Origin of the sequence: Kouleothrix sp. (genome assembly GCF_046328425.1) — a bacterium.
Taxonomy (GTDB): Bacteria; Chloroflexota; Chloroflexia; order Chloroflexales; family Roseiflexaceae; genus Kouleothrix.
The window spans coordinates 67,399-81,522 of sequence record NZ_JAXLWP010000011.1 but is presented as its reverse complement, the minus strand read 5'-3'; the positions used below and the strand labels follow the sequence as shown (position 1 = coordinate 81,522).

Genomic DNA, 14,124 nt, shown 5'->3' with positions numbered 1-14,124 from the left:
ATCACTTCTACTGGGCACACCGGGCGACGCCGCAGCGCTCGCCGGTTGATTTTACCGCCGCTCTCCCGCCTGCCAGCCCTTTGGCGCCCTGGTGTCGATGCCGTCGAGCATATTGACCCAGGCCGACGTACCCTGGAGCTGGCGGTTGACCGGCGGCTGGACGACCTTGATCTCGTCGGCGTAGATCAGCATATGCCGGCTGCGCTCCCAGGCCTGCGCCCACACGCAGGGCAGCTCGGGGATCACCTCGCAGTGGCCGTTGGGGCGCACTCCGCCGCACGGCCCGTTGCGCAAGTTTTTGGGGCAGTTCATCGGGCAGGTCATGCCGGTGCTGTGCAGGATGCACTGGCCGCACATCTGGCAGTTAAATGCGTAGCCCTTGAGCAGCTCTTCGCTGCGCACCATCGCGCGCTCGGCCAGGCGCGGCGCGAGCCGGCGGGCCAGCGGGTAGCCCAGCGCGATCAGCCGCTTCGAAGCCGCGTAGGCCAGCTCAAGCAGGCGCGGGTGGTTCTTGAGCAACTCGCTGCCCGGCGCGCGGCGCGCCTCTTTCATGATTGCGGTCATCCTGTCCTCACTCCCCGCCGCTGGAGGGCGGGGGCAGGGGTGCTAAAACAGCCCAAGCTAGAAGTCGTGCGGCTCGAGCGCGATCGCGGCCTTGCGGCGCGCCACGAACTCGCGCAGCGCCTGGGCGGTGCCCTGGTCGAGCGCGGGCTGCTCGTAGCTGGCCAGCAGCTGCTTGACCTTGGCGTTGGCGCGGGCGTAGCTGTCGGGCGCGCCGTTCAGCTCCCACTGCTCGGCCGAGTTGTAGTCGAACAGCTCGGCGCGGTAGAACGCGTCGCGGAAGTGGCGCATGGTATGGCCGGTGCCGAGGAAGTGGCCGCCGGGCGGCACCTCCTGAAACGCGTCGAACGCGAACGCCTCGTCGGAAAGGTCGACGCCCTTGGCCCACGTGTGCAGCATGCCCAGGATCTCGCAGTCGAGCACGAACTTCTCGTAGCCCGACACCAGGCCATTTTCGAGCCAGCCGGCGGCGTGCAGCACGAAGTTCGTGCGCGCCATGATCGTCGGGATCATCACCATGATCGACTCGTAGCCGGCCTGGGCGTCGGGCAGCTTCGAGCTGGAGAAGGTGCCGCCGCCGCGGAACGGCAGGCCGTAGTGGCGTGCCATCTGCGCGCTGATATACAGCGCCACCTGGCTCTCGGGCGTGCCGAAGGTCGGCGCGCCGCTTTGCAGATCGATCGTCGAGAGAAACGAGCCGTAGATCACCGGCGTGCCGGGGCTGATCATCTGGCACAGCGCGATGCCGGCCAGCGCCTCGGCGTTCAGCTGGGCCACCGTGCCGGCGATGCTGGTGGGGCCCATGGCGCCGGCCAGGATGAACGGCGTGATGATCATCGCCTGGCGCGCGCGCGCGTACACCTTGATGCACGAAAGCATGCGGTCGTCGAAGCGGCGCGGGCTGCTGACATTGATCAGCGAAAGCAGCGCCGGGTGCTCGCGGATGGCATCGGCGCCAAACACGATCTCGGCCATGGCCACGCTGTCGGCAGCGTTCTTGCCGGCCGTCACCGAGCCCATAAACGCCTTATCGCTATAGCTGATGTGGCTGAGCAGCATATCGAGGTGGCGCGTCGCCACCGGCTCGTCGGTCGGCTCGACGACAGTGCCGCCGGAGTGGTGGATGTAGGGGCTCATGTAGGCCAGCTTGACGAAGTTCTGGAAGTCGGCCAGCGTGGCTTCGCGCCGCCCGCGATCGAGATCCTGCACGAACGGGCAGCCGTACACCGGCGCGAACACGATCTGGTTGCCGCCGATGGTGACGTTGTTCTGCGGGTTGCGCGCCAGCTGCGTGAACTGGCGAGGCGCCATGCCCGCATACTTGAGGATCAGCTGCTCGTCGAAGAAAACCGTCTCGCCGCGCACATCGGCGCCGTGGTCTTTCAGGATCTGGCGCGCCTCCTCGTCGTAGAAGTCGATCCCTAGCTCGCCCAGAATGCGCATCGACATATCGTGCACGCGCTGCACGCCCTCGGGGCGCAGCAGCTCGTACACCGGCAGGTCGTAGCTGATCGGCCGCATGCGCGCCGCGCCGGCCGCGTTGGCCTGGCGCGCGCGCCGCTCGCGCCGGCGATCGGTTGCTTCGGTCATGTGCTTCCTCTTCAGGCAGGCTCTTAGAACAGCCCCACGGTGTTGCCGTTTTCGTCGATGTCGATGCTGTGCGCCGAGGGGGCCGTGCCCAGCCCCGGCATGGTCACCATATCGCCGGCCAGCGGGTAGATAAACCCGGCGCCGACGCTGGCGCGGGCCTCGCGGATGTGGAAGGTGTAGCCGGACGGCGCGCCCTTGAGCTTGGCGTCGTGGCTGAGGCTCAGGTGCGTCTTGGCCATGCAGATCGGCAGATTGCCGAAGCCGTTGGCCTCGAACGAGGCGATCTGCTGGCTGGCTACGTCGGTATAGCTCACGTCGTCGGCGCCGTAGATCCGCGTGGCGATCGTGTGGATCTTGTCTTTGATCGGCATGTCGAGCGGGTAGAGGAACTGCGGCGTGGCGCGCGAGCGCTCGGCGGCGGCCACTACCTTGCGGGCCAGGTCGAGGCCGCCGGCGCCGCCTTCGGCGAAAACCGTGCTGACGGCCATGTCGTCGGCGCCGGCGGCGCGCGCGATCTGGCGCACCGCCTCGATCTCGGAGGGTTTGTCGTCGGGGTAGGCGTTGAGCGCCACCACCACCGGCACGCCAAAGGCGCGCGCGTTCTCGATCTGCTTGCGCAGGTTCGCGCCGCCGGCCAGCACGTCGTCGGGGTTTTCGGCCAGCAGCTCGGGCGGCAGCGGCTTGCCGGGGGTGATCTTGTACTTGCCGGTGTGGCTCTTGAGCGCGCGCACGGTGGCTACCACCACCGCCGCGGCCGGCCACAGCCCCGAGGCGCGGCACTTGATATCGAAGAACTTCTCGCCGCCCATGTCCATGCCGAAGCCGGCCTCGGTGACGACATAGTCGGCCACGCGCAGGCCGATCTGGTCGGCGACGATCGACGAGTTGCCGTGGGCGATGTTGGCGAACGGGCCGGCGTGCACGAACGCCGGGGTGTTCTCGATCGTCTGCATCAGGTTGGGCTTCAGCGTCTCGCGCATGATCACGGTGGCCGCGCCGGCGGCGCGCACGTCGTCGGCCGTCACCGGCTTGCCGTCGGCGGTGAACGCCACCACCATCTGGCCGATGCGCTGGCGCATGCTTTTCAGCGCGGCGGTGTTGGTGTTGCCGGTCGCGAGCGCCAGGATGGCCATTAGCTCGCTGGCGACGGTGATGTCGAAGCCGGTATCGCGCGGAATGCCGTTCTTCTCGCCGCCCTGGCCGATTGTGATCTGGCGCAGAAAGCGGTCGTTGACGTCGAGCACGCGCCGGATGGCGATGCGCTGCGGGTCGATGTTCAGCGGGTTGCCGTGGTACCAGCTATTGTCCACCAGCGCAGCGATCTGGTTGTGGGCCTGGCCGATCGCGTGGATGTCGCCGTTCAGGTGCACAATGCTTTCTTCGAGCGGCACCACCTGGCTGTAGCCGCCGCCGGCGCCGCCGCCCTTGATGCCGAACGCCGGGCCGAGCGAGCTTTGGCGCAGGGCGATCGCGGCATTCTTGCCCAGGCGGTTGAGCGCCATGCCCAGGCCGATCGTGGTGGTGGTTTTGCCCTCGCCGAGCGGCGTTGGCGTGATCGCGGTGACGAGAATATACTTGCCAAGCGGCCGGTCGCGGTAGCTGTCGAGCAGGCTGAGGTCGATCTTGGCCTTGTAGCGGCCGTGGTACTCGATATACTGCTCGGGGATGCCCAGGCGCTCGGCCACCGAGCGGATGTGCTCGATGTGGGCCTCCGAGGCGATCTGCAGGCTGGTTTTCACAGGGTTGCTCCTTTGTGAATAGCGAAAGCAGATCGGAGGCCGCCGAGCCATGTCGATCTGCTGAGCCGCCGCGTGGCGGTGCCTAGCCGTAGTAGCCGAGGCGGTTCGAGATTCGTGCCGCGGCGGCGATCGCCAGCGCGCCAAACTCCCTGAGGCGGTCGGGCGCGATGCGGTACGATGGCCCCGAGACGCTGAGCGCCGCCACCACCGTGCCGTCGGCGCCGCGCACCGGCGCTGCTACGCCGTGCAGGCCCTCTTCGATCTCGCCGATCGCCTGGGCGTAGCCGCGCTCGCGCGTGGCCGCCAGGTCGGCGCGCAGCGTGGCCGGGCTCACGAGCGTGCGCTCGGTGAAGCGCGGCAGCGGGCGCGCCAGGATGCGATCGATGTCGGCGGCAGGCGCGAACGCCAGCAGCGCCTTGCCATTCGCCACGCAGGAGAGCGGCGTGCGCCGGCCGACCCAGTTGGCGTCGCGCACCAGGTGCGGCGCGTTGATCTGCTCGACGTTGATCACCTCGTCGCCGTCGCGCACCGCCAGGATCACGGTCTCGCGCGAGGCTTCGGCAAGCTCGATCATCACCGGCCGCGCGGCCGCGCGCACGTCGCCGAAGTGCGTCACCTGGCCGGCCAGCCGCACCAGCATAAACCCCAGGCGGTATTTCTCGGTGCCGGGCACGCGCTCGAGCAACCCCTCGCGCTCCATGGTGGCCAGCAGCCGCGAGGCGGTGCTCTTGTGCAGCCGGGCCTTGCGGCTCAGCTCGCTCACGCCTAGCTCGGTCGGGCCGTTGTCGAACACCTTCAACAGCGCCGCGGCACGCCGCACCGACTGAATCAGAGTGCCCGCCTCTTGTTCGTCGAGGTGTTGCATAATATGGAACATAAACCGGATAGTGCAACACCATCGTACCACCAGGCCACAGCGCTGTCAATAGGCAGATGCGTGGCGCGGCCGGGCAGCAGCGTGTGCTGGCAGGGTCAGGCGTACCTGGGAGCTACGCGAGCGCAGAGCACAGCGGCGGCATGCTGGCGCGCGCGCGGCGCAGTTTTCTTGACTTTCTGGTAAAAAGCCATATACTCGTGGTACACTCGAAGGCTATGCAATCACAAACTCGCCGTGTCACGGTTTCAGCGTTTCCTTGGCGGCGCGCAGCCGCTGGCCTGCTTTTGGTTGCGATCGGCTCATAGGAGGTTTCATGAACGTACGCTCCCCTTCGCGGCGGATGCTCGCGCTGGCCGCGACGCTGGTGCTGGTGTCGCTGATGCTGGCGGCCTGCGGCGGCAGCGCGGCCAGCCAGCCCAAGATCACCCTGAAGCTCGCGGAAAATGCCTGGACCGGCTCGTCGATCAATGTGAACGTGGCCAAGATCCTGCTTGAAGAAAAGCTGGGCTACAAGGTCGAGCTGGTGAAGCTCGACGAGAATGCCCAGTGGCCCGCGCTGAGCAACGGCGACCTGAGCGCGAGCCTCGAGGTGTGGCCGTCGGGCCACGCCGACAACATGAAGCAGTATATCGACGAAAAGAAGGTGGTCGAGAACCTCGGCCCGCTCGGCGTGGTCGGCAAGATCAGCTGGTACGTGCCGACGTACGTGGTGCAGGATCACCCCGAGCTGGCCACAATCGATGGCTTCAAGAAGCCCGAGGACGTGGCGCTGTTCAAGACGGCCGAGTCGGGCGATAAGGGCCAGTTCCTGGCCGGCGACCCGAGCTGGGTGCAGTACGACGAAGATATCATCAAGAACCTGGGCCTCGATCTCAAGGTGGTGCGCGCCGGCTCCGAGCAGGCCGTGCTGGCGGCGCTCGACGCCGCCTACAGCCGCAAGCAGCCGATCCTGTTCTACTTCTGGACGCCGCACTCCATCCACGCCAAGTACGAGCTGACGCCGGTGAAGCTGCCCGAGTACACCGACGCCTGCTACTCCAAGGCCAAGGATGGCGGCGTGGCCTGCGACTACCCCAAAGACGTGCTGTTTAAGATCGCCTGGAACGGCCTGAAGGACAAAGCGCCCGACGCGTACCAGTTCCTCAAGAACATGCAGTACAGCGACAAAGATCAGATCGGCATGATCGCCGCGGTCGAGCTCGATAAGAAGACCGCCGAGCAGGCCGCGCGCGACTGGGTGACGAAGAACGAGGCGGTGTGGAAGGCCTGGCTGCCGCCGGGCAAGTAGGCGGCCCACGGCACGGTACCTCGATCTGCTGCGCCTGAATGCCCTCGCATCCGGGCGCGGCAGACCGGGCCTCACGGATCTGCCGAAGGCCGAAAACGCCGGCTGCGCAGGCCCTTCGGCGGCCTCGATTGAAAGAGAGACAGCGTGAGCGAAACCGGTAGCTCAGCCAAAATCATCTGCCGCGACGTGTGGAAGGTGTTCGGGCGCACCCCCGAGCGCGTGATCAGCCAGATCAGCCCCGAGCAAACCCACGCCCAGGTGCTCGAGCAGACCGGCCATGTCGTGGCGGTGCGCGGCGTCTCGTTCGAGGTGCAGAAGGGCGAGACGTTCGTGGTGATGGGCCTCTCGGGCAGCGGCAAGTCGACGCTGGTGCGCTGTGTTTCGCGCCTCACCGACCCGACGCGCGGCGAGATCCTGTTCGATGGGCGCGACATCATGCGGATGGGCGAGGCCGAGCTGCGCGAGCTGCGCCGCCACACCATCAGCATGGTGTTCCAGAACTTCGGGCTGTTCCCGCACCGCCGCGTGATCGACAATGTCGCGTATGGCCTGGAGGTGCGCGGCGTCAAGAAGCTCGAGCGGCTGGAAACCGCCGCGCAGATGATCGAGCTGGTGGGCCTGAAGGGCTGGGAATACCACCTGCCGCGCCAGCTCTCGGGCGGCATGCAGCAGCGCGTCGGCCTGGCGCGCGCGCTGGCGGTGAACCCCGAGATCCTGCTGTTCGACGAGCCGTTCAGCGCGCTCGACCCGCTGATCCGCCGCGAGATGCAGGACGAGCTGCTGCGGCTTCAGAGCACCCTGCACAAAACCAGCATCTTTATTACCCACGACTTCGCCGAGGCGCTCAAGCTCGGCGACCGGATCGCGATCATGCGCCACGGCCAGTTTGTGCAGGTTGGCACCCCCGAAGAGCTGGTGCTCAACCCGCGCAACGACTACGTGAACGCCTTCGTGAAAGACGCGCCGCGCGCCAAGGTGATCACTGCGGCGACGATCATGGCGCCCTGCCCGCCCGATTTCGACCGCAGCGGCTGCCCTACCGCCGCGCCCGACGCCAAGCTTGAAGATGTGATGCCCGCGCTGGTGGCGACCGACCGGCCGATGGCGGTGCTCGACGGCGCCGGCCGCGCGCTGGGCTATATCGACCGGGCGCGCGTGCTGCAGGCACTGGCGGGCGAGCGCTGAGCCTCCGCCGAACCAGTCGCCAGGCGATCGTGCCCACGGAACCATCAAACGCTCACGAGGTGCGTGCTATGACCACACCCGCACAGGCGCTTCCAAACACCCAACGGTTCTGGCAGCGCCTGGCCGCGCCGCTGGCGGTGGTGGCGCTGCTGGCGCTTGCCGGCGCGGCGCTGCGCCTCGTGCCGCTGGCCAGCAGCCAGTTCCCGGCGGCGTGGAACCTGGGGCTGCGCGCGCAGGTCGACGCGTTTCAGAGCTGGGTGATCGGCGCGCGCGCGAGCCACCCGATCTTCGTGTACTTCTTCGAGCCGCTCAGCGCCACCATCGATGCCGGCATGCGCTTCGCCGAAGACATCCTGCTCGAGGCGCCCTGGCCGGCGCTGGTGCTGGGCTTCGGCCTGCTGGGCTACCTGCTCTCCGGCGCGCGCCTGGCGCTCGGCTGCATGGCCGCGCTGCTGCTGATGGGCCTGTTCGGCCTGTGGGAGCAGAGCATGCAGACGCTGGCGCTGATGGCGTTCTCGGTGCTGTGCGCGCTGCTCGTGGGCATCCCGCTGGGCGTGCTGGCCGCGCGCAGCGATCGCTTCGACGCGGTGCTGCGGCCAATCCTCGACGCGATGCAGACCATGCCGGCGTTTGTGTACCTCATCCCGGTACTGCTATTCTTCGGCGTCGCGCGCGTGCCGGCGGTGGTGGCTACGCTGATCTACGCCATCCCGCCAGCCATTCGCCTCACTAGCCTGGGCATTCGCCAGGTCAGCCCGCCGGCGATCGAGGCCGCGCGCGCCTTTGGCTCGACGCCGCGCCAGCTCCTGTTCAAAGTGCAGCTGCCGCTGGCGCTGCCGGCGATCATGGCCGGTGTGAACCAGACGATCATGATGGCGCTGGGCATGGTGGTGATCGCCGCCATGATCGGCGCGGGCGGGCTCGGCAGCGAGGTGCTGGTGGCGCTGCAGCGCCTGCAGGTGGGCCAGGCGTTCGAGGCCGGGCTGGCGATCGTGCTGCTGGCGATCATGCTCGACCGGCTGAGCGATGCGCTCAGCAAGCTCGACTTCGCCGACCTGGGCGGGCCGCGCGCGCTCGAGCTGCCAACCTGGATGCCGGCCGCCTGGGAGCCGGGGCTGTATCGCGCCGCCAACCGGCTGAACCAGGCCGCGCGGCTGCCGGCAGGCCTGCTGGCGCGGCTGGCGCCGGGCGAGGCCTGGCGCGAGCGCATCCGCCGCGCCGCGCCGCTGATCAACAGCCTGCTGATCATCGCGCTTGTCTACCTCGCCGACGCCGCCGCGCCGTTTGGCTCGTTCCCCGACGAATGGCGCCTGCCGCTGCGCGACCCGATCGACGCGGCGGTGGCGTGGATGCGCGATAACCTGTACCAGATCGGCGACCTGCCGATCGGCACCGGGCCGCTCAGCGATTTCATGACGATCTACCTGCTCAACCCCATGCGCACGCTGCTGCGCGACCTGCTGCCCTGGCCGGTGGTGACGCTTGGCCTGGCCGCGCTGGCCGGCTGGGCCGGCGGCGGCCGCCTGGCGCTGCTCGCAGCGCTCGGCATGCTTGCGATCGGCCTGCTGGGCATGTGGTCGTTCAGCATGGACACCTTCAGCCAGGTGATCGTCACCATGGCCGTGACGGCGGCGGTAGCGCTGCCGCTGGGCGTGCTGGCCTCGCAGAACGCCACCGTGCGCGACCTGCTGCGGCCGATCCTCGATTTTCTGCAGACCATCCCGACATTTGTGTACCTGGTGCCGGTGATCATGCTGTTCAACGTTGGGCGCGTGCCGGGGCTGATCGCCGCCGCGCTCTACGCCATCCCGCCGGGCATCAAGCTCACCGAGCTGGGCATTCGCCAGGTGCCGGGCGAGGTGGTCGAGGCCGCGCGCGCATTCGGCGCCACCCGCCGCCAGACGATCTTCAAGGTGCAGCTGCCGCTGGCGCTGCCGGCGATCATGCTGGGCGTGAACCAGATGATCATGATGGTGCTGGCGATGGTGATCATCGCCGGGCTGGTCGGCGGCGAGGGCCTGGGGCTCGAGGCGGTGTCGGGGCTGGCGCGCAACCAGACCGGGCGCGGGATCGAGTCGGGCCTGGCGATCGTGATCCTGGCGATCATTCTCGACCGGATCACGCAGGCCTGGGCCGCCCGGCAGGCCTAGCCGCCGTTTTTGCCCCTGCCCTCTGGCCCTCGTTGCCGCAAGCGGCGGCGAGGTTTGCCCTATACGCGTTGTGCTGCGGCCGATACATGGCCAGGCGCAACGCGTACTATATTCTGTGGCGCTTGTTTGGGCAGATCTGGGGCGATGCCCTGCCAGCGGCAGCACGGCTCGTGCAACGTCTTTCGACCCCTCCCTACCCCCCTCCCTGCCAGGGGAGGGGGAAACATCTGGCTGTGGTGCGGTCGCGGCGGCGACCGCACCACACAGCCAACAACCATCCCCCGCTCCCGCGCGCGGGGCGGGGGCAGCGAGGGTGAGGGCCGACGTTGCACGAGCCCTGCCAGCGGCAGCGCCCATATTGACATTGACGCTGCGTCAAGGTTTATAGTTATGAGCATTATTCGCATCGGCAGCTTTGCGCGCATCGCCCAGGTATCGACGCGGGCGCTGCGCCTGTACGATAAACTGGGCCTGCTGAAGCCCGCGCTGGTCGACCCCGACACCGACTATCGCTACTACTCGATCGACCAGCTGCCGCGGCTGAATCGCATTCTAGCGCTGAAGGACCTGGGCTTCTCGCTCGAGCAGATCGCCGAGGCGCTGCGCGGCGAGCTTTCGGCCGAGCAGCTGCGCGGCATGCTGATGCTCAGGCGCGCCGAGGCCGAGCGGCGCGTGGCCGAGGAGCAGGCGCAGCTGGCGCGGATCGAGGCGCGCCTGCGCCAGATCGAGCAGGAGCACACGCTGGCGAGCTACGCGGTGGTGCTGAAGCGCGTCGAGCCGCTGTGGGTGGCGGCGGTGCACGCGCGCATCCCCGAGTATATTACGTCGGAGCCGATCTTTATCGGCTTGTTCGAAGAGCTCGATCGCTTCCTGCGGCGCAGAGGGCTGCGCGGCGCCGGCCCGCGCATGGCGCTCTTCGACGATCTGGAGGCGCGCGATCACGATCTGCAGGCGCAGGCCGCTGTGGCGCTGCCTGGCCCGCTCGCCGGCGACGATCGGGTCGAGGTGTACCGGCTGCCTGGCGTGGCGCGCATGGCCTGCGTGGTGCACCACGGGCCCTACGACGAAACGCTGATCCAGGCCAACACCGCGCTGCTGCGCTGGGCCGATACGAATGGCTTCCGCGTGCGCGCGCCGACCCGCGAGGTCTACCTGCACTACCAGGCCGGCGGCGACCCGGCGCGCTTTGTGACCGAGATCCAGTTTCCGGTGGAGCCAGGCGCGGCCAGCTGAGCGCGCCGCGCGCCCCCACGCGATTCCAGCCCCCGTGCGCTACCGGGCTAGGCCGAGATGCTCGTACCCATCCGGGCGCGATCGATCGCGCCCGTACAGTGGCAAGCCGAAATCCTGTGAACTGAAGCACGCCTAAGCGAGAGATCACCATGAGCGAGCAAGCCCAGCGATTCGACACGATTATTGTGGGCGGCGGGTCGGCCGGCTGCGTGCTGGCCAACCGCCTCAGCGCCGACCCCGGCCAGCGCGTGCTGGTGCTCGAGGCCGGCCGGCCCGACTCCCTGTGGGACATTTTTGTGCACATGCCGGCCGGGCTCTCGTACCCGATTGGCAACAAGTACTACGATTGGTGCTACCGCTCCGAGCCCGAGCCGTTCATGCACAACCGGCAGATCTTCCACGGGCGCGGCAAGATTCTGGGCGGCTCGAGCAGCATCAACGGCATGATCTTCCAGCGCGGCAACCCGCTCGATTACGAGAAGTGGGGCCGCGAGCCGGGCCTCGGGCACTGGGATTTTGCGCACTGCCTGCCGTACTTCAAGCGCATGGAGAGCTGCCTGGCCGGCGGCGACGAGTTCCGTGGCGGCGATGGCCCGCTGATCCTCGAGCGCGGCGCCACCAGCAACCCGCTGTTCAAGGCGTTCTTCGCGGCCGTGCAGCAGGCCGGCTACCCGCTCACCAGCGACGTGAACGGCTATAAGCAGGAGGGCTTCGCGGCCTTCGACCGCAACGTACACCGCGGCCGGCGCCTGAGCGCGGCGCGCGCCTACCTGCACCCGGTGATGCACCGCCGCAACCTGCGCGTCGTCACGCGCGCGCTCACCACCCGCATCCTGTTCGAGGGCCGGCGCGCCGTCGGCGTCGAGTACTCGGTGCGCGGCGGGCCGGCCCAGCGCGCCTACGCCGGCGAGGTGATCTGCTGCGGCGGGGCGATCAACTCGCCGCAGCTGCTGCAGCTCTCGGGCGTCGGCAACGCCGCCGAGCTGCGCGCGCTGGGCATCGCGGTGGTGCACGACCTGCCGGGCGTCGGCGAGAATCTGCAAGATCACCTGGAAGTGTATGTGCAGCATATCTGCAGCCGCCCGGTGTCGGAGTATCCCGCGCTGCTGTGGTATAACCAGCCGTGGATCGGCTTCCAGTGGCTGTTCTTCCGCAAAGGCCCGGCTGCTACCAACCACTTCGAGGCCGGCGGCTTCGTGCGCAGCAACGACGACGTCGACTACCCGAACCTGATGTTTCATTTCCTGCCGCTGGCCATCCGCTACGACGGCACCTCGCCAAGCGGCGGCCACGGCTACCAGGTACACGTCGGCCCGATGTACTCCGACGCGCGCGGCTCGGTGAAGCTGAAGTCGGCCGACCCGCGCCGCCACCCCGCGCTGCGCTTCAACTATCTCTCGACCGCGCAAGACCGCCGCGAGTGGATCGAGGCGATCGCCTGCGCGCGCGCGATCCTGCGCCAGCCGGCCTTCGACGAGTTCAACGGCGGCGAGATCTCGCCCGGCCCGGCCGTGCAGAGCGACGCGCAGATTCTTGATTGGGTCGCGCGCGACGGCGAGACGGCCTACCACCCTTCGTGCACCTGCCGGATGGGCACCGACGCGCTGGCCGTGACCGACCCGCACAGCATGAAGGTGCACGGCCTCGAGGGCCTGCGCGTCGTGGATGCCTCGGTGATGCCGTATGTGACCAACGGCAATATCTACGCGCCCACGATGATGCTGGCCGAGAAGGCCGCCGACCTGATCATGGGCAACACGCCGCTGCCGCCGCAGTACGTCGAGTTCTACCGGCACCGCAAGCCCGCGCCGCTCGCGGCCGAGGCAGCGCTGCCCGCAGCCGAAACCGCCGCCTAAGCCTGGCTGCATCGCTCGTAGCCCGGTGTTCCGCGCAAGGAGGAAACCCTATGCATATGCCCGTGCTCGAAACCGATCGCCTGCTCATCCGGCCGCTCGCGCTCGCCGACCTTGACGTGATCCACCGGATTCTCGATGTCGAGCAGGCCGACGCCGAAACCGGCACCGCCGGCGCGCAGTCGCGCGAGCAGCGCCGCGCCTGGCTCGAGTGGAGCGTGATGAACTACGACCAGCTGGCCTGGATGTACCAGCCGCCCTACGGCGACCGCGCGCTGGTGCTGAAGGCCACCGGCGAGCTGATCGGCGCGGCTGGCTATGTGCCGGCGCTGGGGCCGTTCGGGCTGCTGCCGTCGCTGCGCGGCGGCGACAGCAGCGCCAGCGCGCGGCGCTTCACCCCCGAGTTTGGGCTGTACTGGCAGGTGGCGCTGGCGCACCAGCGCCAAGGCTACGCCAGCGAGGCCGCGCGCGCGCTGATCGACTACGCCTTCGCCCATCTCAACCTGAAGCGGATCATCGCCACCACCGCGCACGCAAACCTCGCCTCGATCGGCGTGATGCGCAAGGCCGGCATGCGCATCGAGACCAACCCCGAAAGCGACCCGCCGTGGTTCCAGGTGGTCGGAATCAAAGACGCCGAGCTATGATACAATAGCCTCGCGATTTTTATCACGACCGGTGGAGAACAGCGTGGCGACGCAAATGATTGTGACGCGCGGCCTGGCCAAGCGCTATGGCGAGGTGGCCGCGCTCGATGGCATCGACCTTGACATTGCGGCGGGCAGCATCTACGCGCTGCTTGGGCCGAATGGCGCCGGCAAGACCACCACCATCAGCATCCTGACGACGCTGGCCCTGCCGAGCGCCGGCAGCGCCCAGGTGGCCGGCTTCGATGTGACGCGCCAGGCCAACGAGGTGCGGCGGCGCATCGGCGTGACGTTTCAGGATCTGGTGCTCGACCCCGACCTGACCGGGCGCCAGGTGCTCGATATTCACGGCCGGCTGTATCGCCAGCCGCGCGAGCTGCGCCAGCGCCGCATCGCCGAGCTTGTCGAGCTGGTGCAGCTTGGCGACGCGATCGACCGGCTGGTGAAAGGCTACTCGGGCGGCATGAAGCGGCGGCTCGAGCTGGCGCGCGGCCTGATGACCGACCCGCAGGTGCTGTTCCTCGACGAGCCGACGCAGGGGCTCGACCCGCAGAACCGCGCGACGATCTGGGACTATATTCGCATGCTCAGGCGCGAGCGCGGCCTCACTCTGCTGCTGACGACGCACTATATGGAAGAGGCCGAGGCGCTGGCCGACACCGTGGGCATCATCGACCGCGGGCACAAGGTGGCCGAGGGCGCGCCGGCCGCGCTGGCCGCCGAGCTAGGCGCCGACCTCATCCGCATCAGCGGGCGCGGCGACGCGGCGCACCTAGCCGAGCGGCTGCGCGCGCTGCCGTTCGTCGACCGGGTGACGCCGCTTGAGCACCTGATCGAGGTGGGCGTGGATAACGGCAGCCGGCGCGTGGCCGAAGTGGTGGCGCAGGCCAGCGGCAACGGCTTCACAATCGAAGACGTGGCGGTGGCGCGGCCAAGCCTTGGCGACGTGTTTCTGAAATACACCGGGCGGGCGCTGCGCGACTGATCGGGCTGTGAGCAAT

11 protein-coding genes are annotated in these 14,124 nt (G+C 68.3%); 7 read left to right on the top strand and 4 right to left on the bottom strand.

Translation table 11 applies throughout. From position 1 onward, the window contains the following. Positions 1-51 precede the first annotated feature (51 nt). The 4 genes from U0177_RS11870 to U0177_RS11855 form a co-directional block, all read right to left on the bottom strand. Positions 52-564, bottom strand: coding sequence for a methylenetetrahydrofolate reductase C-terminal domain-containing protein (locus U0177_RS11870; protein ID WP_409570844.1), 513 nt, complete (start codon positions 562-564; stop codon positions 52-54). Positions 565-621: 57 nt separating this feature from the next. Continuing rightward, positions 622-2,151, bottom strand: coding sequence for a trimethylamine methyltransferase family protein (locus U0177_RS11865; protein ID WP_409570843.1), 1,530 nt, complete (start codon positions 2,149-2,151; stop codon positions 622-624). A 23-nt stretch (positions 2,152-2,174) separates the two neighbouring features. After that, positions 2,175-3,890: a formate--tetrahydrofolate ligase gene (locus U0177_RS11860; protein ID WP_409570842.1), complete on the bottom strand. Its 1,716-nt coding sequence runs from the start codon at positions 3,888-3,890 to the stop codon at positions 2,175-2,177. Between the two features lie 82 nt (positions 3,891-3,972). Further along, entirely contained in the window at positions 3,973-4,755 is a 783-nt protein-coding gene (locus U0177_RS11855) for an IclR family transcriptional regulator (RefSeq protein ID WP_409570841.1), read from the bottom strand. Positions 4,756-5,080: 325 nt separating this feature from the next. On the opposite strand from U0177_RS11855, the gene U0177_RS11850 reads away from it, so the two are divergent. The 7 genes from U0177_RS11850 to U0177_RS11820 all read left to right on the top strand — a co-directional run bounded on the left by U0177_RS11850 (position 5,081) and on the right by U0177_RS11820 (position 14,108). Further along, the gene (locus tag U0177_RS11850; RefSeq protein WP_409570840.1) at positions 5,081-6,055 is read left to right on the top strand and encodes an ABC transporter substrate-binding protein; all 975 of its coding nucleotides are present in this window, start codon (positions 5,081-5,083) and stop codon (positions 6,053-6,055) included. A 144-nt stretch (positions 6,056-6,199) separates the two neighbouring features. Next, complete coding sequence (locus U0177_RS11845; protein WP_409570839.1) at positions 6,200-7,240, top strand: glycine betaine/L-proline ABC transporter ATP-binding protein; 1,041 nt, start codon at positions 6,200-6,202, stop codon at positions 7,238-7,240. 68 nt (positions 7,241-7,308) lie between these two features. After that, the gene (locus U0177_RS11840) at positions 7,309-9,390 is read left to right on the top strand and encodes an ABC transporter permease (RefSeq protein WP_409570838.1); all 2,082 of its coding nucleotides are present in this window, start codon (positions 7,309-7,311) and stop codon (positions 9,388-9,390) included. Positions 9,391-9,780: 390 nt separating this feature from the next. Next, the gene (locus U0177_RS11835) at positions 9,781-10,623 is read left to right on the top strand and encodes a MerR family transcriptional regulator (protein WP_409570837.1); all 843 of its coding nucleotides are present in this window, start codon (positions 9,781-9,783) and stop codon (positions 10,621-10,623) included. Between the two features lie 149 nt (positions 10,624-10,772). Next, positions 10,773-12,479, top strand: coding sequence for a choline dehydrogenase (gene betA / locus U0177_RS11830; RefSeq protein ID WP_409570836.1), 1,707 nt, complete (start codon positions 10,773-10,775; stop codon positions 12,477-12,479). 50 nt (positions 12,480-12,529) lie between these two features. Next, complete coding sequence (locus U0177_RS11825; RefSeq protein ID WP_409570835.1) at positions 12,530-13,123, top strand: GNAT family N-acetyltransferase; 594 nt, start codon at positions 12,530-12,532, stop codon at positions 13,121-13,123. 43 nt (positions 13,124-13,166) lie between these two features. Then, on the top strand, positions 13,167-14,108 hold the full coding sequence (locus U0177_RS11820) for an ATP-binding cassette domain-containing protein (RefSeq protein ID WP_409570834.1): 942 nt from the start codon (positions 13,167-13,169) through the stop codon (positions 14,106-14,108). Positions 14,109-14,124 lie beyond the last annotated feature (16 nt).